Below are 22,241 nucleotides of genomic sequence, written 5' to 3'. Positions count from 1 at the left end.
GGCAAAGGATTAGACTATGTCTGACTCAATTTTAATTATTGATTTTGGCTCGCAGGTGACGCAATTGATCGCGCGCCGGCTTCGTGAGGCTGGTGTCTATACCGAGATTCTGCCCTGTACGACTGATCCGGCAAAAATCAGCACCGCCGCGCCGAACGGCATTATTTTATCTGGCGGGCCAAATTCGGTGGCACTTGCCGATACGCCGCGCGCCCCGCAAATCGTATTTGACCTTGGTGTTCCGGTTCTTGGTATTTGCTATGGCCAGCAAACCATGTGCGCCCAGCTTGGTGGCAGGGTCGAGCCTGGAACCAGCCGTGAATTTGGGCGTGCGACGCTGGATATTACCGCGCCCTGTTCGCTGTTTGAGGGGTTTTGGCAGGTTGACAGCCAGCATACGGTCTGGATGAGCCATGGCGATCACGTGGCAGCCTTACCTGATGGATTTGCCGTTGTTGCAACATCGTCTGGGGCGCCATTTGCCGCTGTGGCCGATGAGACGCGCCATTATTACGGCGTGCAATTTCACCCCGAGGTGGTGCATACGCAAAATGGTGCTGATCTGCTGGCGCGCTTTGCGCTTGGTATTTGCGGATGCACTGGCAGTTGGTCAATGGCGGCATATCGCAGCCGCGCGGTCGCCGCAATCCGCCAGCAGGTTGGCGATGCGCGGGTGATTTGCGGGCTGTCCGGCGGGGTTGACTCGTCGGTTGCGGCGGTGTTGATCCATGAGGCAATTGGCGAGCAATTGACGTGTGTTTTTGTTGATCATGGTTTGCTGCGTGCTGGTGAGGCCGAAGAAGTTGTGGCGTTATTTGGCGGCCACTACAATATTCCGCTGGTGCATAAAGATGCATCCGACCTGTTCTTGGGGCGTTTGGCGGGGGTCAGCGACCCCGAGCAGAAACGCAAAATCATCGGCGCTAGCTTTATTGAAGTGTTTGACGGTGAGGCCAGCAAGATCGAGGATGTGCGGTTTTTAGCACAAGGCACGCTGTATCCGGATGTGATCGAGAGCATTTCAGCCGCCGGTGGCAGCGCGGTGACAATTAAATCGCATCACAATGTTGGCGGTTTACCTGACGATATGGCGCTTGATCTTGTCGAGCCGCTTCGCGAGTTATTCAAAGACGAGGTGCGTGAATTGGGCCGTGAACTTGGCCTTCCGGAAAGCCTTGTTGGACGCCACCCCTTTCCGGGGCCGGGGCTTGCAATCCGGATTCCGGGTGAAATTACCGTCGAAAAGCTGGATATCCTGCGGGCAGCTGATGTCGTCTATCTTGACGAGATTCGCAAAGCTGGCCTTTATGATGATATCTGGCAGGCTTTTGCTGTCCTGTTACCGGTGAAAACCGTTGGTGTGATGGGTGATGCGCGCTCGTATGAGTATGTCTGTGCGCTGCGGGCGGTGACGTCCAGCGACGGCATGACCGCCGATAGCTATGCGTTCAGTCACGAGTTTTTGAGCCGCGCCGCAACCCGGATTGTGAATGAAGTGCGGGGGGTTAATCGGGTGGTCTATGATGTGACATCAAAGCCGCCCGGCACGATTGAGTGGGAATAGGGCGTGTTGTGGTTGATAGACCATAGGTTCCAAACCGCGCTGCTTAATTAACCTTAAATTAAATCTTATCATTTAGAGTGATCATGATGGAGAAATCGTGACCATTTCGTTTGGCTTTTTTTGTCTTTCTGATAGCCATGCTTCCGCTGATCAGTTTTGCGACGGCTGGCGTAAATTATAACGCATACGCGTTTGATCAAGATGAGGTTATCAAAATTGCCGGTAACCAGCCGACCCATCACCACGTAACAACGACACAAATGGGCACTAAAATACAAACTGTCGATATTGTTAAATGGATTGCAACGATCATCCAGCTCATTGGTTATGGAATGACCGGGTTAAACTTCACCCCGTATAACGTATATCTGTTTTTTATTGGGATTTCTCTGTGGTTTGCTGTTGGGGTGATGTGGAAAGACAAGGCGATTATGGTGGTGCATGTCGGTGCTTTTATATCGCTTTTGGTCGGCTATATTTACGCATGATTTTTCTTACAAACGATCATCAAGCGCGGCTAGGTGATGATTATATTTTGCTGTAACCAAGGCCTGCAACCAAGGCCTATAACCAAGGCCTATAACCAAGGCCTATAATCAAGGCCTATAATCAAGGCCTGTTTCATCCGCATTGATGCCAGAATGAAGTCATTGCATGGTCTTATTTTGGCCGCGTTAACTGTCTTTGCAAGGCGCGGCAAACATGATGCAAAAATGTTTAGGGCACAATTGGTCCTTAAAAAATGAGCAAAGGATGAAGCAAGAAAATCACAGCAGATTTATGATGTCTGAACGTGCCGAGAAACTATTAAAAAATCTTGCGCTCATTCTCGGATTGTTCAGCGCGGTTGCCGTGGTGTTTGATCTCTATCCCCTGACAATGTTCCTGTCGCTGCCATTCTGTTTAATCTGGATTTATTGTGGCTGGCTGCGAACTGAACCGCAATTAAAATGGATTAATGTGGTTTTTTTTTCTGGTCTATGGGGCGGGCATTTTACGCTATTTTTTGATTCATTTTGAATGGATGATCTAAACGAGGCGCGCCTCATAGGTTGCTTGTCATGAGAGTTTGGCGTAAGGGAGGCTGGTTTGTATCAAACAATCAGTCATGTGACCGGCTGGATCATTGAGGGGAAGATGCTGTTTGCCTATTTAACCGGGTTCTCCCTCAGTTTTTCGTTAATTTTGGCGATTGGCTCGCAAAATGCGTTTGTGTTGCGGCAGGCCATTCTTCGCCAGCATATTGGCGCGCTTGTCCTGTTCTGTGCCGTGTCTGATGCGCTGTTGATCATCGCCGGTGTTGCCGGATTATCGCTATTGATTGCCGATTTTGTCGATCAGATTGCGCCATGGCTGTTTGGCGGTGCGGCGATTTGGCTGGCTGGGTACGGCGTGTTGCGGGTTCGTGATGCGTTTGGTAATCAGGCGCTGACAATGGGGGATCGCCCGTCTGCCAGCCTTGCGGCCAGCCTTGCTGTTGCTGCCGTTTTAACCTTTGGCAATCCGCATGTTTATCTTGATACGGTGGTGCTGATCGGCACTGTGTCCCTGCAATTCGATGGTGCGGCCAAAATTGCCTTTACCGCTGGTGCAATCACCGCCAGTCTGGTCTTTTTTAGTGCGCTTGGTTATGGGGGCTATTTATTGTCGGGCTATATGCAGCGCCCCGGATCGTGGCGATTGCTAAATGCGGGTATTGCGCTGATCATGTTTTTACTGGCGGCGGCGATGTTGCGCGCCGGCGACTGGATCTAGCGAGATAGATTTTGCCAGATTTGATCAGGACTAATCTTCGAGATCTTCTCCCAGAATGCTGATCTGCACATGATAGCAGGTTTCGCCATCCTCATTATCCTGAAAGACCACACCGATAAATTCATCCTCGAGCATCAATTCGGCAGAATCATCCTTATTCTCACGACGCGCAAGATTTAATTTATGGTTGCCAAAGCGCTGGCGTAAAAAGCGTTGGACTTTTGCGGTATCACTGGCGTTCATGGATTATGCCTCTTGTTTTGATCTGATCCTGCTCGCCCGGAATATCAGCCGAAACATCAATAAAAATATCAACTGGATCAGCAGCGGGAATATTAGATTGTCATCATTACTTATCTAATACACGACTACCTGATCATTGCGCGTCAAGCAAGCCTAAGGGGCGTTTCATTTCGCCGAATGTCGGTTTTTGCGATCAAATACGCGCAAATACGGTCAGTTGTGACCTTAATCATATAAGGTGCGATAACGGTTTTGCTTAACTGGCTAGATGTGCCGCGCAATTTGTCCGCCGCCATGGCTGGGCCAGGCCGGACGGGTGGCAATGTCGCGTGCCTGACAAAGGCTGCATCGCATACGCCCACCAAGTTCGGGAATCGGAAACAACGGCCCTAACGCCGTTGCAAGTGGCACGGGATCAATGCTGTTATTATGACCACAACGGTTACACCAGCAAAAAATTAATAAACCCTCATGAATCATATCGGCAAGCGTGGCCGGATTCTTAGGCTCGTCCAATGCGGTATATTGCCGTTTATGCCAACCCATTTCAGGTGACCTTTCGGAAAGTAGGTGGGGCAACGCATCGGGCATGAGGCGCTGCAATGTGCCATCACTTGTTCACTATTTGTTCTAATTTAGAAATATCTTATATATTAGCGATACGCAATAGCCGAAATCACTCAGGCAGGTATTTCTTCAAGATAGGATATGTTGGTGCAGGTCCGAGATCATTGGGTTACTGCCCCCAGCGGTCATTTGGTGGCTAGCCAGTAATCAGCCGTGGCAGACGATTGAAATAGCTGATAATTTCTTGCATTGAGCTGCCCTTACACAGAATTTTATTGCGGTCCCGAAGCGTAAATTTTGGTTTTTCAGTTGGATAGCGCTGCTGTTTTTCGACAACATAAAGCGGGGTTTCATGGGTGTGCCGGAATATCGAAAAGGCCGCGATCCCGGGGAGATGATCAATCGCGTAATCACGCCACTCGCCGCTGGCAACGCGGGTGCTGTAAGTGGCCAGAATTTGTCCCAGTTCATCGCGGTTAAAGAATAATGGCTTGCGTAGCTTTTTCGGGCTGGATATTCGCTGCATATGGTTTGCCGTTACCTAGCTTTTAGTGGTGGCTGTTTTTGCTATTCCAAGCTATGTTGAGACAGCTTTCGATTAAGGTCAATAAAGCACTGGCATTTCGGTGAAAAGAATTGCTATTACGGTGCCAGATAATACGGCCTGTCGGGCTTGCGGGTGAACCAAAGGTTTTGGCGTTGCAACGCCGCTATGACCAGAAGTGATTGTTGGATTTATGGCTGATATTTTTGATGAGATAAATGAAGACCTGAAACGTGACCAGATGCAAAAATTATGGGTGCGGTACGGGAAGTATGTGATCGTTGCGGTTTCGGTGGTGGTTCTTGGGGTTGGTGCTAGTCAAGGCTATAAAGTATGGCAGGATCGTCAGGCAACCGAAGCGGCGACTATTTACCATCAGGCATTGAAGGCCGATGATACGGTAACGGCTTTGACGGCACAGCTTGACGCGCTAAGCCCGGGCTATGCGATGCTGGCACAATTCCGCATTGCCGCGTCGCAAGCCGAAACTGGGGATTATGCCGCGGCAGAGGCAAGCTATCTGGCGTTGTCGAAAAACCCCGATGTCGCCGCGCTTTATCAAGAGGCGGCGCTTTTGCTGTCAGTCATGAACGCACCAGAAAGCCGCAAAATCGATGAATTGGTAGGGCGATTGGCCGATCTTGAAACGCGCGCAGGTCCATGGCAGTCGATGGCGCTAGAACAGGCGGCAGGGTTGGCGTTGCGTTCGGGTGATCGAAACGCGGCAATGGCAAAATATGAAACATTGGCTGGATTATCTGATATACCGGCCGGTGTGCGTCAGCGAGCCCGCCAAATGCTGCAAATTTTAAAAGGGTAATGCCCGCGGGTCTGGTGAACAAGGGATATTCTTTGGATTATATCGCCGGATTATATCGCCGAGTTAGATTACCGAATTAGATCAAAATCGAAAACATCACATCTGAGCAAACAGCATTGATTCCGATTAAACGATAGAGGAGCTGTCATGACGATAAAAGACAAAGTGATAAACAGACTGTTTTTACTGCGCCCCTTATCGTTTGCGTCGAAAAAATGTCTGGCGGCCTGCTTTGTTGTGGCGGCACTATCTGCCTGTTCGGAGTCTGAACTTATCCTTGAGGGCAAGCGCGTCTCTGTTATCGCTGCAAATGAGATGATTGCTGTTGATCAGGCGGCCGCTGCCGAGGGCGCTGGCTTGCCTGAAATGATTGATGTGGTCAGGGCCGGGCATGCCGGTTTGAGTGCTGGTCATACTGGCGGTAACGTTAAGGTTGAGCTGCCGTTTAAACAGGTTTGGCGGGCGTCAATTGGGGGCGCCGGTAGTCAATTGACCGAACTCGCCCAACCGGTGGTAGCAGACGGCCAAGTCTTTACCGTAACGCCGACCGGAAAGGTAACGGCCTTTGATGTAAAGACGGGCAAGGCGAACTGGCAGGTAAGTGTCGAAGAATTTACCGATGATCCATTGCCGGGCATTGCAGGCGGGCTGGCGGTTGCGGGTGACCGGCTGTTTGTGCACGCCGGTGGCCGTGTGCTGGGTGCCCTGTCAGCTAAGGACGGATCAACGCTCTGGTCGATCTCGCTGCGCCTGCCGGTACGCGGCGGGCCAACAATCATTGGGCAGGAAGCCGTCGCAGTAACCGATCTTGATGGCAACATATTCACCTATGCATCCAAGGATGGCGCATTATTTTGGCAGCGGTCCGTTTTGCCGGCAAATACCGTGGTTTACGGTGCCCCGTCGCCGGCCTATGCCAATGATCAGTTGGCAGTGGCTGGCTATGGCGGCGATATCAGTTTGATGGAGGCTAATTCGGGGCAGGTTATCTGGTCTGATACATTGGCAGCATCTAGCCCAAAAACACCATTACAGGGGCTTGGCGACATCCGCGCCCATCCGGTTTTTGATGGTGGGCTGGTTCTTGCTGTCAGTCAGGCCGGACAAATCGCGGCCTTTAATGCGCGCTCAGGCTTGTTACTTTGGGATCAGCCGATTGGCGGCATTGAAATGCCGTGGCTTGCTGGCAAGTCGGTATTTTTGCTGACAATTGATGGGCGGCTATATAGCTTGCGCCGCAGTGATGGTGCGGTGCGCTGGACAGCTGAACTGCCGGGGGCGTTGCCAGCTGGGGTGTTTGCCTCGGAAGATATCCCGCGTTATGTCGGGCCGATTGTGGCTGCGGGTAAAATTATGGTGATCTCGAAATCGGGAAACTTGTTTGAATTTAACGCAGATACCGGTGTTGGCGGTAAAGTCATGCAGGTCGGCACGGATATTGTCACCGCACCGCAGCTGAGCAATGGTATGATGTTTGTCCTTAGCGGCAATGGCACCCTCACGGCTTTTGAATAAGGTTGTTATTATTTTATGACTGTAACTTTTGCCATTGTTGGCCGGCCAAATGTTGGCAAATCAACGTTGTTTAACCGATTGATAGGCCGTCAACACGCCATTGTTGATGACCAGCCGGGGGTGACGCGCGACCGCCGCGAGGGGCAGGGCTATCTGGCCGGACTTCGGTTTAGCGTTATTGATACGGCTGGCCTTGAAGAGGCAGATGACGGCTCGCTTGAAGCGCGGATGCGCCGGCAAACCGAAATGGCGATCCAAGATGCGGATATCACCTTGATGGTGGTTGATGCTAAGGCTGGTGTTACGCCTGTTGACAAGTTTTTTGCCAGTGAAATCAGAAAATCGGGCGCACGCGTTGTGCTGCTGGCCAATAAATGCGAGGGCAAGGCGGGGGCGGCTGGTCTTTCCGAGGCTTGGTCACTTGGGCTTGGCGAGCCGGTGCCGATTTCTGCGGCGCATGGCGAGGGGCTTGTTGATCTGCATGATGCGATGCTGGCGGCCGCCGAGGCGATCGGGCTTGATGCTGTTCTCACCGGTGAGGCGGATATCGCTGATGATGATTTCGCCTTTGAAGAGAATGACGGGCAGGATGAAAAGCTGGATGCCAATGGTAACCCGATCGAGGTCTGGCAGGATGATCAGGTCAGCCAGCCGATGCGCATCGCCATCGTTGGTCGCCCAAATATGGGAAAATCCACGCTGATCAATAGTCTGATTAATGAAGATCGGCTGCTGACTGGCCCCGAGGCGGGGATCACGCGTGACTCGATTGAGGTACCGTTTGAATGGAATGGCAAGCCTTACAAATTGGTCGATACTGCCGGAATGCGCCGCCGCGCCCGAATTTCTGACAAGGTCGAAAAATTAATGGTCGACGACGCATTGCGGGCGATTCAATATGCCCATCTTTGCGTGTTGTTGATTGATGCAACCGAAGAGCTGCACAAACAGGATCTGTCGATTGCCCGCCTGATTGAAGACGAGGGCCGAGCCATTGTCATTGGGGCAAATAAATGGGATGCGGTTCGCGATAAACAGGCTGCCAGCGGGCAGATTTCGGACAGGTTACAAACCTCGCTGGCGCAATTGCGCGGCGTTCCGGTTGTGCAAATGTCGGGGCTGCATAAAAAGGGGCTCGGCAAGCTGCTTGAGGCGGCGGATGAGATGTATGGCATCTGGAATACGCGCATTTCAACCGGCCGGTTAAATCGCTGGCTGGATGTGATGCTGGAAGCGCACCCACCGCCATTGGTTGACGGGCGGCGGCTTCGTATCCGCTATATGACACAGATCAAGACACGCCCGCCGACATTTGCGCTGTTCGTCAGCCGTCCTGCCGATTTGCCAGAGAGCTATCTGCGCTATTTGACCAGCGGGTTGCGCGCTGATTTTGGCCTGCGTGGTGTGCCGATCCGCATGGTGATGCGAAAACGTGAAAACCCGTTTGCGCCAAGCTAAGCGCGCGCCATTAAATCAGATAAAACCGTGCCAAGGCGGCTTAGCAGGGCAGCAACCCGTGCGGCCCCTGCCGGATCCAGCGTGTATTTACGGGTCATATAAAGCCGCCGGTTGATCTCGATCTGCACCGATTGCTGGCGTGTCGCGGCGCGGCCATAATGTTTCGTGATATAGCCGCCAGCATAGGGATGGTTCCAGGCAATGCTGAATCCAGCAGCGATAATCTCGGCCGCCAAAACCTTGGCGATGGCCCGGTCCAGCGTGCTTTGATGCAGGTCACCAAGCACGATATCGGCAAGCGGTTTTTCATGCTGGTCATGTGATGGCATTGAATGGCAATCAATAAGAAGATAACGGCCAAACCGATCGTTTGCCGCGGTCAACGCCGCCTCGACCGCCTGATGATATGGTGTATGAACAAGGGCAATACGCTGGTCTATTTCATCCACAGGCAGCAATTGCCGATAGATCACCTCGCGCCCTGCGGTCAGGCGCGGTAACAGCCCGTAACCGGCGCGAACGTGACGCGATAGGGTGCCGCCATTCGGCTTATCATTATCGCGCTTAGCATTATCGCTGGGGGCGCGGTTGAACATACTATGATCAAGCGCATCAACAGGCCGGTTAACGTCAATATAGGCGCGGGTGATACGGTTGTTGATGCAGGTGATGCCCGCCGCGCGCACCCCGCCGATTAGACAATCAACGCCAAAATCCTCAAGCCCGCGCAAGGCGGTGATATCGGCAATGCTTGCAGTGATAAATTCGGCCGGATAAATGCGGCCCGCATGCGGCGATGACAGCACGACCGCGCTTGGTGTGCTGCTTGGCGGCGGCAGGATGGTTTCCACCGGCATAAAAGGAGGCGCGCCAAGGACGGCCAATGGCAGGATTTGGGGGGTAAGATCGGCATTCGCCAGACCACCTATTTCCAGATTTTCTGAAGCTAGATTTTTTGCAGCAATATCCCGCGTCTCGATTGCAGTAGGTGCCAGACCGTCGGTCGTAGTGCTGGGGGCGGGCAAATTTGTCGAGTCACTAATTCTCATAAAAAAAACGTTATCGTGCGGCGCCCAGCGCGGCAATATGTAAGTTTGTCGCGGATGTCGATGGTCGGTCACTATATTGGGCATGTTGGCCGGTAATGGGGGCGGTATTGGGGGCGGTATTGGGGGCGGTATTGGGGGCGGTGATAGATGCTGTTGACGCCGCGGCCATGCTGATACGGGCTTTAGGTTTTTTTCCATAAAAGCAACAGTGATTCATCGAAAAAAGGCTTGATATGCCTCGCCGCTTAGTGCAGATATAGCCGATAGCCAGCGCCGCGGCGTAAATGGCTCGCCGGTTGATCTGATGCCAGCATCGATTGGCCGGCCATAATGAAATGGTGTGGGGGTGTAGCTCAGCGGGAGAGCACTTCGTTGACATCGAAGGGGTCACAGGTTCAATCCCTGTCACTCCCACCATTTTCTATTTTATTTCAATAGTTTAAGCGGTCTTGGTAAGGCCTTTCAGTGATGATGCTTTTCGTCAACCTAATATAAAAAGGCTTCTTGAAATTACAAAGGCTATCCCCTTCGGGTACAAAGGGGCGCCAAAAGGTGAGCCATGGGACGCGGAAATCAAATTGACGACCCAAAATGGTAAAGTCTTAAAATACCGCGTTAACAATATGGTTGGGCGGAGCGGTGATAATCCAATGACCATTGGGGAGTTGAAAGAAAAATTCATTGACTGCTCTTCTTGCGTTTTAACTAAAGGCCATAGTGAGACTGCTTTCCAGCAGTTAATTGATCTTGAAAACTTGGAAAATATTGGCCTTTTGATAAAAAATCTTGAGTTTACAGGTGCATAGGCTGTTCAATTTCGTTAAACATCGTTTTTTGTCTTTAACTCTATTATGAGTTTAGAATCACAACTTTGCTGAGCTCACCATCTTGCGAAATTGCCAATCGAGACACTCAGTTTGGTTGTAAGTGAAATATATTTTTTGTTTTGCTTCAGCCAATTTTCCTCCTACGCTTGACTGACTTTTAGAAGGAGGGGGCAATGGCACTTGAGCTTCGTGATATGTCTGGAACTTTTGGGGTCGAGGTCACAGGCATAGACCTCGCTATGGGCGTAAGCTCAAATGAAGCTTCCTTGCTTCAAGCAGCACTCCGTGAGCGTTTGGTAATGGTAATCAAAAACCAAAGCCTTTCACCAAAGCAATACGTTGAAGGGATTAAGGTATTTGGTGATCCAATGCACCAACACCTTGCTAAACTCCTTATGGAAGAGCACCCAGAAATAGCTGTGCTTGACAGTCGGGTTGCTAATAGCAGGGCTGATGATGGCAAGATCATGCCAATCGGTTCAAAGGACTGGCATACGGATCATACTAATCATGCAAAACCTCCAAAGATGACTGTTCTCTATGCAGTCAAGCTTCCAAAAGAAGGTGGGGATACTGGCTTTGCTAATATGCAGGCCGCTTTTGCTGGACTTGAAAAAGATGAGCAAAGCCAACTTTTGTCATTAACAACTGTGAATGTTCTTGAACAAAACTTAAGCTACGTGGATGACAAAACGAGGCAGTCTTTACCGCCACAAAAGCACCCGTTCATTAGAACGCACCCAGAAACTGGTAAAAAGGCCATATATGTTCATCCCGGGAAGCTTGCTTACTTTGAAGGAATGTCACCGTCGGAAAGTAAAAATCTTTTAAACTCTTTATTAGATCGAGTTTTAAAACCAGAGATTACTTATCGACACAAATGGTCAATGGGTGACCTGGTTATTTGGGATAACCGAGCAACCCTACATGTTGCCCACACGGATTATGATCCAAATGAAGGCAGGATATTACACCGCATTTGCTTAGAGGGCGATGTGCCTGCCTAGGATTGATGGGCTTTTTAGCAAAATCTTTTCGCAAGTATCAGGCAGATGCGCGCCTGCCACGCTTATCGAGACAGCGAGAGCAAATCGCGCGCTTGCGAGACCGATGCTACCGAGCCTCCCAAATCATCAATGATCCTTGCTGCTTTGGTTACCAAGGCTGCATTTGATGGCGCAAGAACACCCTTTTCTATATAGATGTTATCTTCCAGACCGACCCTGACATGGCCACCAAGCAGGACTGCAGCGGCAACCATTGGAAACTGAAACCGCGAGATGCCAAACGCAGACCAAATTGCGTCTTTAGGCAGCATATTTTTCATCATGACAATTGCCTCAACCGTGGCGGGCGCACCAAAATCAATCCCAAGGCAAAACTGAAAGAATGGCGGCGATTCAATAAACCCATCCTCGATTAAACTGATGGCGTTTAAAATATGGCCAGTATCAAAAACTTCCAACTCGGGCTTTACACCAGCGGTTTGGATTGCTGCTGACATTTCTTTTAAATGGTTCGGATGGTTCAAAAAAACGTGACGCCTTCGGTTCATAGTCACAACGTCGAGCGAACAAATCTCGGGACGTAGCTCAATGACATGTTTAACGCGTTCTGCTGGCAGGCACATCTGACTATCCTTCGATGCGATACCGGCATCATGGTCGCAAGGTGAGAACCTAGCGCCTGGTCCAGTTGTTAAGTTTAATATTACATCGACCCCAGAGCTTCTTATGCGTTCAGTGACGTCCCGATATAAATCAATATTCATCGTTGGATTTGTGGTCACAGGATCCCGAACGTGGCAATGCACGATGGCCGCCCCCGCCTTGGCTGCCTCAATTGCGCTTTCTGCAATTTCCGCTGGCGTCACTGGTACGGCAGGATTTTTTTCAGGTGTTGGTGCAGAACCGGTTACCGCACAAGAGATTATTGTTGGTTGCATAGGATTGCCTTTCATCTCCGTATATAGACATGTCTGCACATAAATTTGGATATCACGAAAACGTTGCCATAAAAAAAGGCCAGCGCAAAGTCTGACCTTTAAAAGCTCGTAAGAGCTTGTTTTTGATATTGGTCACGCGCCGGGTGCGCGATATGCACCGGTTATCTTGCTTGCGCGCCCTGCAATGTCATTCATATCAATATACTCCAACATCTCCATGTCATCCAAAGAACCTGATGCTGCGACAAGGACTTTCACCGCGGCCGCATCGGCAAAACTAGGCATTTCCGCAACAACGGCGATGTCGTATTTGCCCCTGAGAAATTGCAGGTCAATGAATGCGCCACCTGACTTTTCAACCATTGCAGAGATTGCTGCACGCCTATCATCTTCAGGATTTTTCAAAAATCCAGCAAGACCAGCGCTTGAGTATTTTCCTAAAAATAAAAACTTCATTTTTCTCTCCTTGTTAGGGTCAAAGTTAGGGTTAAAAAATCTCCCGTGAAATAAATCCAGTACAGAAATATTTGGCGAGGGTGTCTTGGTAATAAAATGGTGTGCGCGATAGCGTTGAAAAAAAACAATAGTCTGCGGGTTATTGTTACATGGCCAAATGGGTCACTCTAAGCTTGTTTATATAGTCTGTCATAGCCCGTGACTCAGGGGCCGAAAGCTCAGTCAAAAAATCAATTTTTTCGGCTTTGATAGCCTCTTGACTCAATGACCAGTTTGCCATTTCAACCATTACCGGTAACAGCCCCAATGCAGCCTCGGTAAGGCTGTAAACTTTTCTTTGTGAGTGTTTTGTGTCACCGCGCGCCTTGAGGAGCCCGATATCACAAAGGCGCTTTAGACGGTTTGCCAATGTTGGCCGGGGGATTCTCTCATTATTATTTTCTAAAATTGCGCCAAATGTTCGCTGGTTAAAAAATGCAATATCGCGAAGGACAATAACCGTCCATTGGTCTGATAGTACCTCGGCTGCTAGGGCGATGGGGCAGGTTACTTCACCGCGCATTGCTATGCTGTTTTTCACCAAACCATCCATTACTCAACCCCATGAAAGCTACCTTGAACAAATAAAACCGTAACAAAAATTAAACTGGTTTCAAAACGAAAATGGACTAGCGGCTGTCTTGTTCGGATGATTTTCTCCGTAAAGTAGTGTTTTGGTTCATTGCTTTGCTTTCGAAACAGATGAGATTAGGTGGTGCGCATGAGAGTTCTTTATGTCGGGATGTATAGTGAGGAAGGCTTTAAAGGTCTGGAGAGCAGTAGTCTTGCAAAGCGAAAAGACGCTGCGGCTTCGATCGCCCAGGCAGCCGGTGGAGAGCTGCTTGATTTGATGTATCTACAGGGTGACTACGATATGGCAGCCCTGATGGAGTTGCCAGACATTGAAACGGCTAGCGGGCTGCTAAAGGCCGTACAGGACTCTGGTGCTTGGGAAGATATGATGATGTTTCCGGAATTTGACTTAGATACGAGTTTGAGAGCGATTAACGCGGTCAAATCAAGCTACAAAACCCCCGGTAATGAGTGACCAAGCCCTCATTTACAAACAGAGTTAAGGAGCAAAAGTTACATGGCTAAACACACAAATGTCGTCAGATTCAAGGTGAAATCAGGAAAACAGGAAGAATTCGAATCCCTCTTTAGAGCGGCTGATAAATGGGACGGCCAGTTGCTTCAAATTTTAGCGCGCACCGGCGAACAGAGCTATGTGGGCTATGGTTTGTGGGAAAGCGCCGAGCATATGTCAAACGCAATGCCATCCATGATTGGATTATTGGATAGTGCACGCCACCTCCTCGAGGAGCTATCACCTGAACTAGGCGTGACAGACCCTGTTTCAGGAACCGTTGTTTTCGAGAAGGAAGGTTGAGGAACTGCCCACAGAACACCCAAGAATCCTTCCTAGGCGCATTGTCTATAACGCCGCGATTAGCATTCAAACAAACAAAGTGAGGAGAATATTTACATGTCTAATTTATCAAAGAAGTCGTTTGCGCAACCCGACGAGCTAAAGACCCCACCGAAGACGAACGCCGCTGTTGTCAGTTTAGGGAGCATCACCGCGTCCAAACTCACCCTCGAGCCCGGTTGGAAATGGTCAGAATGTGTGCAGCCAGCTGTTGGTGGCCACAGCTGTCAGGCGGGGCATGTCGGGGTGATTATTCAGGGAACATTAAAATGTGTACATGACGACGGCAGTGAAATTGAGGTGTCGGCGGGTGATGCTTACTATTTTGCCCCCGGTCACGATGGCTGGGTTGTCGGTGATGAAACTGTAATCGCATATGAAATCATGGATTCAGGTAAGAATTTTGGACCATGGAAAACGGCTGACTAGCCCCTCAATTAAATGATGGCTGGATCGTGTTCGGCACCCAAGACCGCGTTAATTCATAACCGATTATTCGGCCAGAATATCGACGCAATCTGAATTTTTAGTCCGCAAAAATTACAATGAGAGAGGAAATAAAAATGAAAAATTTTATGGTAACCCACACTCTTAAATCAGATGAAGCAATGGATGCTTATTTTCAGGCTTTAGAAACAATGAGTGAGGCTGATATCCGCGGCGCAATGAAGAATGAAAAAGCATCATTTCAAATGCAATGGAATGCTGGCAAGACGGATAAGGTTATGTTCTGCTGGTGGAAGGCTGAAAGTGCCGAGGCGATTGTTGAGACTCTGGGCGACATGGCGCAATTGTTTGATAATGATATCAGAGAGATGCCAAATGTTTATGATTTCAAAGATTGATTGTCAGACGTAAATAACACGACAGTGGGAACACCGCATAACCCAGCCCAACGACGCCGAGGCTGGGTTATTGTTATCGAGGATTAAGGGTCGCACCGTTTATGCGCCTGACGGTTCAGCCAATAGCGCGCAGTTGATGTTTTTGTTAGGTGCCAACAGCGCGATGTTTTGCGGCTAAAATTAGAGGAGCGTGAGCTTTACAACGCTTGGCCTACCGTCCTGTCCTTCACCCGTTTCATATCCGACAGCTTGCCCGCTCTCCAGCGCTTCAAAGCCTGCATCCCTGACGATTTTGATGTTTATATAAATATCCTCGGATGAACCTTCTGGCGTAATAAATCCAAAGCCCTTGCCGGCACTAAACCACGCGACGTTACCTTTTTGCATTTATTTATCTCTCTTTATGAATAATAGTTCTGAAATCGGAAACCGCATTTTCTTCGCAAAATGGGTTGGCGATACTTAATTGAAAAATCTGCATTTATTCAGCTCAGGCAGGGGCTGCATTCCGCTTTTGCACAAGTTGGTGAAGCGTGAAAACATCAAGAACCCACCAAAAAAACAGAGCGACAAAGCCGGCGACGCCAAGATTGGCAAGCAGCATCAGAACTGACAGTAAAAAAAGTGCCAGCATCAAAACGCCAGAATTTCTTGCGTCGATATAAAACCTGTGAACACCCAGCCAGCCTAACAGAATTAGCAAAATGTGGGCGGTGACATTGTTTTTGGCGTCTGCGTTTATAGATTCGTTGGATTTGTTGTTGCTAGGCATAGTGGTTTCCCCCTGAATTATAAGGGGCGTTCCTAGCTTGCATAGGTTCAACAACTTATAAATCTTGCGCTACAGCATTGTGTAGCCAAATTGAATGAGGCGTGCGCTTGGGCAAGACTTTTGAAGTCACACAAACTGCCTTGAGATCGCACGCATCTGATGGCCGTCACGGTAACGCATATCACTGCAATAAGATACTGTTAAGGTGAAGGTGGGTTGATTTAATCCAATTGCCCTGAATTGGCGCAACGGCTGCTGGGCAGCGCGTTTTTTAGATAATCTGCAAAAATTTGCTGTTCCGTCGCCATCGAGCCCGAAGGCCTAAGCCTTTTGCGACGTTACGGTGGGGGCGGCGTCATTCACCTTGTCGAGGCTGCGTAATTTGCCAAAAACCAGCCCGCCGCCGATGGCAACGCCAATCGCCATCACCCCGCCAATGACCACTGCACCAACCGGCCCCAACAGCGCCGCCATACTGCCAGCGCGCACATCGCCCATTTCATTTGACGATGAGATAAAAATGCCATTTACCGCGCTGACCCGTCCGCGCAAATGATCGGGCGTGGCAATCTGAATGAGGCTAAGTCGGATATTGACGCTTACCATATCTGCCGCGCCATAAATAAACAGCGCCGCCATGCTCAGCCAGAAATTGGTTGATAGGCCGAACACCACAATCGAAACGCCAAAGATTAACAGTGCAAAAAACAGCTTGCTACCGCAGCCGCGCATCTCTGGTCGGCTGGCTAGAAGCAAGCCAACAAACACCGCGCCAAACGCCGGCATACCGCGTAACAGGCCAAGCTGTTCTGGCCCGATCATTAAAATATCAGCGGCATAAATCGGCAATAGCGTTACCACACTGCCAAGCAGCACGATGAACAGGTCAAGCGCGATGGCGCCAAGCACAATCGAGTTTGAGCGGACAAATTTTAGCCCACCGATAATATGTTCCCATGAACGCGGTGTTGGCGTGATGCGCGGCAGTCTTGGCAATAGCTGATAACTCAGCACCGACAGTATCATCAGCCCAGTCATTACCGCATAAATATGGACATTGATCGCCGCAATTAATAGGCCAGCCAGCAACGGGCCGCCGGTCTGGGCAATATTATTGACCGTTGAGCTAAAGGCGATGGCGCGTCTGATTTGCGCTTCGGGAACGATGTTTGGAATGATCGCTTGGCTTGCCGGAAAATACAGCGCCATCACGCTGCCATGTCCAAATAACAGCGCAAATAGCACGAACAGGTTTAACGTTTCGGCCAGCATCACACCAGTCAGCGCTGCCAGAATAACCGCATCAACAAGCGCACAGCAGGTTAAAATCTTTTTGCGGGCAAAGGTGTCAACAATCCAGCCAGTTGCAAAAAAGAAAACGAAAACTGGCGTGACTTGCATTAGGCCAACCAGCGCCAGATGAAACGGATTGCCGGTGCTTTGGTATATATGCCAGCCAAGCGCAACCGACAGCATCGCAATCACCAGATAATTGATCGCGTTGGCGCCAAGAAAGAAGAAAAAATGAAGTGGCACTTAGATCTCGCTATGGCTTGGTGGTTGCATAATTACCGATGTTAATGCTGGATATCTTGGCCGAGGTTTTGTCAAAAGGCTAGATCACAAAACCTGCTTGAACGGTTTTGATCTGCGCCAGCGCATCCACTGATAATGGCCCTTTATTGACCGCTGATGCCGCCTGTTGCAATTCATCCAGCGTCGCAATACCGATCTCGGTCGTTGGCAATGCCGGATGCGAAATCGCATAGCGTATCGCCAGCTCTGGCAGGCTGTCCGCATGGCCAGCCTCAACCAGTGGTAGAAACTGACGGGCGCGTTCAACATCGGTTTTGTAATCGCTGTCCGATCCAATTGGCGTCACCGCCGCCATGCCAAGCGGGTGCCGTTCCTCGCTTCCCGACAAGGCACCACCAGCCAGAACGCGCACGCCGATAGCACCAACCCCATAATCCGCTGAAATATTCAGCAATTGCCGAAAATCATCGGATGGATATCCTGCCGGAACGGCCTCACCAGCTGATGGCACCAGCAAATTGTAAAAAACCTGCGCAGAATGAAAAACGCCACATTCGATTAGCCGATGCACATCATCCGGCTCGCCCTTGGCGGTAAAGCCCAGAAACCGCACTTTGCCACTATCGCGCAGCTTGTCAAAGGCGGGCACGACTGCATCCATGATCTGGTCAATTGTCAAACTGCCGCGAAAATCGGCGCGGCCCAACGTGTTATGCAGCTGGAATATGTCGACATGATCGAGTTTGAGTCTTTTCAGGCTCGCCTCGAGCGAACGGGTGATCACACCATTGACATCAGCTAGATCGGCATTGCCAAGCCCAACTTTGGTGCTGATAACCAGCCCGTCCGTTTTGCCATTTAGCGCGCGCCCAAGATTTTCCTCAGAAATGCCGTCGCCATAACTGGCCGCTGTATCAAAGAAATTGACGCCATGATCGCGGGCCCAGTGAACTGCACGATCCTGATCGGCGGCATCGCCCTTGGTCATCAGTCCCCCAACCGCTCCGCACCCAAAGGTCAATCTTGATACGGCCAGACCGGTATTGCCAAAGTTTCGTTTTTCCACGCGCTGTTCGCCTTTACTGCAATCAATGATGGTATTTTGGTCAGAAGCCAATATTGAATGGTGTTTATTATGCGCCTTTTTACCAGCTTCACCAGCCCCTAACGGCAGACGAGCAAATCTCGTCGCTTAACCATTGCCCGACCGGGGCGCGCAGCGATAAGCTTAGGGGGAGGGTTGAAAATGGCATGGCGAAAAGATGCTGCTCGGTCTATTTTTTTTGGGATTTATTTTTTTGGGGATGTTATTGGCAGCGGCGGCCACAAGGAATGGCATAAAAGATGCGCGACAAAGATAAATATGATCGCAAGGATCACCCTGCGGCCGGTGCCGAGCGTGCCTCACTTGGTGCGCCGCTTAGGTGTGATTTTGTTGGTGGGGCGGTTAATCACCGATTGCGCTTTGGCGGTGGGCGTGGGCAGGATTTGCCCAAGGCGGCAGGGCTTAAGCCCGGCGTTAATCCGCATATTATTGATGCGACTGCCGGGCTGGGCCGGGATGCGTTTTTGCTGGCCTCGCTTGGGGCGATTGTTACGCTGATTGAACGATCGGCAGAAATGCATGAATTATTGCGCGATGGTATGGCGCGGGCCATTGATGCAGGCGGGATTACTGCCGATATTGTTGGCCGTATGACGCTGATCCATGGTGATGCAATCACGCTTTTGCCAACCTTATCACCGGAAATTGTGCTGGTTGACCCGATGCATCCGGCACGCAATAAATCGGCCTTGGTAAAGGCGGAAATGCGCCAGATCCGCGCGCTTGTTGGTGTTGATGATGATCAGACCCAATTGCTGCAAACAGCGTTGGCGCACGCATCAAAGCGGGTTGTGCTGAAATGGCCGGCAAAAGCTGCTGCGATGGCGGGTATCCGCGCGCCCTCGCATCAAATAATCGGAAAATCGGTGCGCTATGATGTGTTTATGCAGCCGCAATCCACCATGACGAAAACTGCCACCGTGACGAAAACTGCCACCGTGACGAAAACTGCCACCGTGACGAAAACTGCCACCGTGACGAAAACATAAGTTGTCGGCGTTCGCCAACCCGTTCTATGATGGCGCCGTTAAACGGCCGGAGCAGCGCCAAGATTGCACTGCTAGCGACCAGCCAAATTGAATTTTAAGGAAGTCGTCGATGGATCACAAGATTGGTGTCATACCGTTTGCTATTAGCGGTGACCGCGTTGCCATTATGTTTGTGACATCGCAACGCCGCGGCCGCTGGATTTTGCCAAAGGGCAATTTAAAGCCGGATGAAAGCCATAAAAAAGGCTGCAAGCGTGAAGCTTTTGAAGAGGCTGGCGTAAAAGGGCGAATCATGAGCGAACTGCCGATGACCCATGTCGTCACCAAAAGCAGCGATGGCAAGCTAAGCCAAGTCGCGGTTACCTATTACCCGATGCTGGTATCAAAGCAGGTTGACGAATGGCCGGAACAGGCAAAGCGTGAACGCCATTGGGCGTTGCTAGAAGATGCCGAGCGGGTGACCGACCGCGAAGATTTCCAACAGATTATTAAGCAGTTTGCGGCGATTAAGCCGCTGATACTAGAAACTGCAAAACGTAAAAAAGCATAGCTGCCAGCGTCGCCGATGCCGGTACGGTGATGATCCATGCGGCGCCAATCGAGAGAACGAATTGCCGCCGAACCAGCTTGCGCCGAAGCCTTATATTGACATTCTGAAACGCATCAAGTGCGGTGGCGTTCAGCTTATGCGAGCGTTTCAGCCGTTTTTTATCGGGGTTTTCCAGAAACTCGCGAAGGAAGCCAACACCAAAAATTGCGCCAATCGCGATATGGGTCGAGCTGACCGGCAGGCCAAGGGTGGTCGCAATCAGCACGGTTACCGCCGATGCCAACGCAACACAATAGGCGCGCGGGGCGTTGAGGCGGGTGATTTTCTCACCAACAGTATTGATCAGCTTTGGCCCGAATAACAGCAGGCCCAAGGCCAAACCAGCTGCGCCAATAATCATGACCCAAAGCGGGATAGAAACCTTGGCGGCTACCCCAGTCGTACTAAATGTGGACACAATTGCCGCAAGCGGGCCAACAGCATTCGCCACATCATTCGCCCCATGCGCAAAGCATAAAAGTGATACTCCGATCACCAATGGCAGGTTAAACAATGTGTAGATATGCTTTTTGCGGTTGCTCAGCGGTTCGGCGCGCTTGGCGATATAGGGAACCGACAACAGCCACGCAATGAAGAACGACGCGATTGAATAGCCGATAATGGCGGTGGTTGATGGCTTCCAAATTTTCTTCAACCCTTTCATTGCCATATAGGCGGCAAAAGCGCTTGCCATCAGGCCGATCAGAATTGGCACCCATTTGCGGGCAGCCTGTTTGCGATCTTCAACATTAAGGATCTTGACCTTGATCAACAGCAACAAGCCGGCTGCGACCATGCCGCCAAAGACTGGCGAGATGACCCAGCTTGCCGCAATTTTTGACATGGTTACCCAATTGACCAAGCCAAAGCCAGCACCAGCAATACCTGCCCCCATAACCCCGCCAACAATTGAATGGGTGGTTGATACAGGCGCATTTAAATAGGTTGCGAGGTTAATCCATAACGCTGCTGCAAAAAGCGCGCTAAGCATCAAATCACGGAAATCAGACGGGGTGACGCCATCGCCCGGATTGATAATGCCCTTGGCAACGGTCTGGACGACATCACCGCCAGCCAGAATCGCGCCAGCACTCTCGCAAATAGCGGCAATTGTAACCGCAGCAGCAACGGTCAGCACCTTTCCGCCAACCGCTGGCCCCATATTATTGGCAACGTCATTCGCCCCGATATTTAGCGCCATATAGCCGCCAATAATCGCCGCAGCGACCAGCATTATAATATTTTCGCTGGCAACCTGCAAACTCAAGCTGCCGTAAGTGCCGGCAATGATCAAAAAGATCGCCGCAATCACAAAGGGCAGAAGACCGGACCGGGCGGATTTGACCTGCCCTTGCTGATAGTCCATTCGGCGCAGGTCATTGATATAGCGATTGGATTGCTTCAGCTGGTTCTTTTTCATCTGTTTGCCTTAAAAATTGGACTTTATCGAGGCATCGCTTTTGACGCTTTGCGCGACACCACAATGACCCAGTCAAGCTGACAATGTCATACCTCACATCAGCTATAGCAAAACAGCGCAAATCAGACCATGCCAGAAACTCAAATACACACTCAAATACACACTGGCCTTCGCCATGCCCGTATCTAGCAGGGCTGGTGACCAAGCCATTGCCGCAGCCGCGTCTTGATATAGACTCCATCGACATTTGGCAATGCGCGTGGCGGGTTTTCAGTGGTTATCTTAACCACTGCCAGACGCGGGCCTGACGGGTCATTTGGTTTGTGGATAAATGCGTCAATGCCAGCATAGTCATAAATGGTCTGGCATCCGACAAAGCCGCAGCCAGCCGCAATTTCGGCAAGGTCAACACCAAGTGAAGTATGGCTTTTCTGCATGCCGGTTTCGCCAAAATGTCCATTATCCAGAACGGCAATGCTGAGATTGTTTGGTTTTTGCGCCGCAACTGTGGCAAGCGCACCAACGCCCATCAGCGCCTCGCCATCGCCGGTAACGACCATGATATGGCGATCAGGTTCGGCAATAGCCAGCCCAAGGCCAATCATCACCGCGCCGCCCATCGCGCCCCATAGATAGAAATTGGCATGATGGTCGCCTGCTGCATATACATCATAAGTCGATGAGCCAAGGCCACACACGACCAGCATATCATCGCGGTTCTGCAGTAAATGCTCAACCGCTTTGCGGCGTTCGATTGTTATCTGTTGTGACATT

At 50.5% G+C, this 22,241-nt stretch carries 28 protein-coding genes and 1 tRNA gene; 16 read left to right on the top strand and 13 right to left on the bottom strand.

Annotated elements, in window-relative coordinates; translation table 11 throughout:
• Positions 1-16: 16 nt before the first annotated feature.
• From guaA to AB8881_02505, 4 genes are all read left to right on the top strand, one after another.
• Positions 17-1,564, top strand: a complete 1,548-nt coding sequence (gene guaA, locus AB8881_02520) for a glutamine-hydrolyzing GMP synthase (GenBank protein ID XDZ63774.1) — start codon at positions 17-19, stop codon at positions 1,562-1,564.
• 110 nt (positions 1,565-1,674) lie between these two features.
• The gene (locus tag AB8881_02515) at positions 1,675-2,052 is read left to right on the top strand and encodes a DUF6552 family protein (protein XDZ63773.1); all 378 of its coding nucleotides are present in this window, start codon (positions 1,675-1,677) and stop codon (positions 2,050-2,052) included.
• Between the two features lie 214 nt (positions 2,053-2,266).
• Positions 2,267-2,584 (top strand): hypothetical protein, encoded by a 318-nt coding sequence (locus tag AB8881_02510; protein XDZ63772.1) that lies wholly within the window; start codon positions 2,267-2,269, stop codon positions 2,582-2,584.
• Positions 2,585-2,701: 117 nt separating this feature from the next.
• Positions 2,702-3,319, top strand: coding sequence for a LysE/ArgO family amino acid transporter (locus AB8881_02505; protein XDZ64497.1), 618 nt, complete (start codon positions 2,702-2,704; stop codon positions 3,317-3,319).
• Positions 3,320-3,349: 30 nt separating this feature from the next.
• On the opposite strand, the gene AB8881_02500 is transcribed toward AB8881_02505, so the two are convergent.
• The 3 genes from AB8881_02500 to AB8881_02490 form a co-directional block, all read right to left on the bottom strand.
• Entirely contained in the window at positions 3,350-3,562 is a 213-nt protein-coding gene (locus AB8881_02500) for a DUF3126 family protein (GenBank protein ID XDZ63771.1), read from the bottom strand.
• A 264-nt stretch (positions 3,563-3,826) separates the two neighbouring features.
• The gene (locus AB8881_02495; GenBank protein XDZ63770.1) at positions 3,827-4,108 is read right to left on the bottom strand and encodes a hypothetical protein; all 282 of its coding nucleotides are present in this window, start codon (positions 4,106-4,108) and stop codon (positions 3,827-3,829) included.
• Between the two features lie 217 nt (positions 4,109-4,325).
• Positions 4,326-4,655 carry a DUF2794 domain-containing protein gene (locus tag AB8881_02490; GenBank protein XDZ63769.1) on the bottom strand — a complete coding sequence of 110 codons (330 nt, stop codon included), beginning with the start codon at positions 4,653-4,655 and terminating at the stop codon, positions 4,326-4,328.
• 211 nt (positions 4,656-4,866) lie between these two features.
• On the opposite strand from AB8881_02490, the gene AB8881_02485 reads away from it, so the two are divergent.
• The 3 genes from AB8881_02485 (at position 4,867) to der (ending at position 8,466) form a co-directional block, all read left to right on the top strand.
• The gene (locus AB8881_02485) at positions 4,867-5,493 is read left to right on the top strand and encodes a tetratricopeptide repeat protein (GenBank protein XDZ63768.1); all 627 of its coding nucleotides are present in this window, start codon (positions 4,867-4,869) and stop codon (positions 5,491-5,493) included.
• A gap of 147 nt (positions 5,494-5,640) precedes the next feature.
• Positions 5,641-7,008 carry a PQQ-binding-like beta-propeller repeat protein gene (locus tag AB8881_02480; GenBank protein ID XDZ63767.1) on the top strand — a complete coding sequence of 456 codons (1,368 nt, stop codon included), beginning with the start codon at positions 5,641-5,643 and terminating at the stop codon, positions 7,006-7,008.
• Between the two features lie 15 nt (positions 7,009-7,023).
• Positions 7,024-8,466, top strand: a complete 1,443-nt coding sequence (gene der, locus AB8881_02475) for a ribosome biogenesis GTPase Der (protein XDZ63766.1) — start codon at positions 7,024-7,026, stop codon at positions 8,464-8,466.
• On the opposite strand, the gene AB8881_02470 is transcribed toward der, so the two are convergent.
• The gene (locus AB8881_02470) at positions 8,463-9,515 is read right to left on the bottom strand and encodes an N-formylglutamate amidohydrolase (protein ID XDZ63765.1); all 1,053 of its coding nucleotides are present in this window, start codon (positions 9,513-9,515) and stop codon (positions 8,463-8,465) included. The genes der and AB8881_02470 overlap by 4 nt on opposite strands.
• Before the next feature lie 342 nt (positions 9,516-9,857).
• Between AB8881_02470 and AB8881_02465 the strand changes: the two genes are divergently transcribed.
• The 3 genes from AB8881_02465 to AB8881_02455 all read left to right on the top strand — a co-directional run bounded on the left by AB8881_02465 (position 9,858) and on the right by AB8881_02455 (position 11,349).
• Positions 9,858-9,932 (top strand) — tRNA-Val (locus AB8881_02465).
• 161 nt (positions 9,933-10,093) lie between these two features.
• Positions 10,094-10,321 (top strand): hypothetical protein, encoded by a 228-nt coding sequence (locus AB8881_02460; GenBank protein ID XDZ63764.1) that lies wholly within the window; start codon positions 10,094-10,096, stop codon positions 10,319-10,321.
• Positions 10,322-10,515: 194 nt separating this feature from the next.
• The gene (locus AB8881_02455) at positions 10,516-11,349 is read left to right on the top strand and encodes a TauD/TfdA dioxygenase family protein (protein XDZ63763.1); all 834 of its coding nucleotides are present in this window, start codon (positions 10,516-10,518) and stop codon (positions 11,347-11,349) included.
• Positions 11,350-11,411: 62 nt separating this feature from the next.
• On the opposite strand, the gene AB8881_02450 is transcribed toward AB8881_02455, so the two are convergent.
• The 3 genes from AB8881_02450 to AB8881_02440 all read right to left on the bottom strand — a co-directional run bounded on the left by AB8881_02450 (position 11,412) and on the right by AB8881_02440 (position 13,335).
• Entirely contained in the window at positions 11,412-12,287 is an 876-nt protein-coding gene (locus AB8881_02450) for a 3-keto-5-aminohexanoate cleavage protein (GenBank protein XDZ63762.1), read from the bottom strand.
• Positions 12,288-12,419: 132 nt separating this feature from the next.
• Positions 12,420-12,743: a GYD domain-containing protein gene (locus tag AB8881_02445; GenBank protein XDZ63761.1), complete on the bottom strand. Its 324-nt coding sequence runs from the start codon at positions 12,741-12,743 to the stop codon at positions 12,420-12,422.
• A 145-nt stretch (positions 12,744-12,888) separates the two neighbouring features.
• A complete protein-coding gene (locus tag AB8881_02440; GenBank protein XDZ63760.1) occupies positions 12,889-13,335 on the bottom strand; it encodes a winged helix-turn-helix transcriptional regulator in 447 nt (148 codons plus the stop codon).
• A 168-nt stretch (positions 13,336-13,503) separates the two neighbouring features.
• Here AB8881_02440 and AB8881_02435 point away from each other — a divergent pair, with 168 nt between their 5' ends.
• The 4 genes from AB8881_02435 (at position 13,504) to AB8881_02420 (ending at position 15,056) form a co-directional block, all read left to right on the top strand.
• Positions 13,504-13,830 (top strand): GYD domain-containing protein, encoded by a 327-nt coding sequence (locus tag AB8881_02435; GenBank protein ID XDZ63759.1) that lies wholly within the window; start codon positions 13,504-13,506, stop codon positions 13,828-13,830.
• A gap of 42 nt (positions 13,831-13,872) precedes the next feature.
• A complete protein-coding gene (locus tag AB8881_02430) occupies positions 13,873-14,172 on the top strand; it encodes a hypothetical protein (protein XDZ63758.1) in 300 nt (99 codons plus the stop codon).
• Positions 14,173-14,268: 96 nt separating this feature from the next.
• Positions 14,269-14,640 (top strand): cupin domain-containing protein, encoded by a 372-nt coding sequence (locus tag AB8881_02425; protein ID XDZ63757.1) that lies wholly within the window; start codon positions 14,269-14,271, stop codon positions 14,638-14,640.
• A 134-nt stretch (positions 14,641-14,774) separates the two neighbouring features.
• Positions 14,775-15,056: a hypothetical protein gene (locus AB8881_02420; protein XDZ63756.1), complete on the top strand. Its 282-nt coding sequence runs from the start codon at positions 14,775-14,777 to the stop codon at positions 15,054-15,056.
• A 180-nt stretch (positions 15,057-15,236) separates the two neighbouring features.
• On the opposite strand, the gene AB8881_02415 is transcribed toward AB8881_02420, so the two are convergent.
• From AB8881_02415 to AB8881_02400, 4 genes are all read right to left on the bottom strand, one after another.
• The gene (locus tag AB8881_02415; protein XDZ63755.1) at positions 15,237-15,443 is read right to left on the bottom strand and encodes a cold-shock protein; all 207 of its coding nucleotides are present in this window, start codon (positions 15,441-15,443) and stop codon (positions 15,237-15,239) included.
• 103 nt (positions 15,444-15,546) lie between these two features.
• On the bottom strand, positions 15,547-15,828 hold the full coding sequence (locus AB8881_02410) for an NINE protein (protein XDZ63754.1): 282 nt from the start codon (positions 15,826-15,828) through the stop codon (positions 15,547-15,549).
• 321 nt (positions 15,829-16,149) lie between these two features.
• On the bottom strand, positions 16,150-17,364 hold the full coding sequence (locus AB8881_02405; protein XDZ63753.1) for an MFS transporter: 1,215 nt from the start codon (positions 17,362-17,364) through the stop codon (positions 16,150-16,152).
• A 79-nt stretch (positions 17,365-17,443) separates the two neighbouring features.
• Positions 17,444-18,430, bottom strand: coding sequence for an aldo/keto reductase (locus AB8881_02400; protein ID XDZ63752.1), 987 nt, complete (start codon positions 18,428-18,430; stop codon positions 17,444-17,446).
• A 278-nt stretch (positions 18,431-18,708) separates the two neighbouring features.
• Between AB8881_02400 and AB8881_02395 the strand changes: the two genes are divergently transcribed.
• Both AB8881_02395 and AB8881_02390 read left to right on the top strand, forming a co-directional pair.
• A complete protein-coding gene (locus AB8881_02395; GenBank protein ID XDZ63751.1) occupies positions 18,709-19,458 on the top strand; it encodes a class I SAM-dependent methyltransferase in 750 nt (249 codons plus the stop codon).
• Between the two features lie 109 nt (positions 19,459-19,567).
• Positions 19,568-20,008 carry an NUDIX hydrolase gene (locus tag AB8881_02390; GenBank protein XDZ63750.1) on the top strand — a complete coding sequence of 147 codons (441 nt, stop codon included), beginning with the start codon at positions 19,568-19,570 and terminating at the stop codon, positions 20,006-20,008.
• On the opposite strand, the gene AB8881_02385 is transcribed toward AB8881_02390, so the two are convergent.
• Together AB8881_02385 and AB8881_02380 are read right to left on the bottom strand one after the other, a co-directional pair.
• Positions 19,965-21,467, bottom strand: coding sequence for an inorganic phosphate transporter (locus tag AB8881_02385; protein XDZ63749.1), 1,503 nt, complete (start codon positions 21,465-21,467; stop codon positions 19,965-19,967). The two genes, AB8881_02390 and AB8881_02385, sit on opposite strands and share 44 nt — an antisense overlap.
• 185 nt (positions 21,468-21,652) lie before the next feature.
• A complete protein-coding gene (locus AB8881_02380) occupies positions 21,653-22,240 on the bottom strand; it encodes a thiamine pyrophosphate-dependent enzyme (GenBank protein XDZ63748.1) in 588 nt (195 codons plus the stop codon).
• Position 22,241: the final 1 nt, after the last annotated feature.

Source organism: Alphaproteobacteria bacterium LSUCC0396, from assembly GCA_041228345.1.
Taxonomy (GTDB): Bacteria; Pseudomonadota; Alphaproteobacteria; order Puniceispirillales; family Puniceispirillaceae; genus UBA3439.
This window is presented reverse-complemented; position numbering and strand designations above follow the sequence as displayed.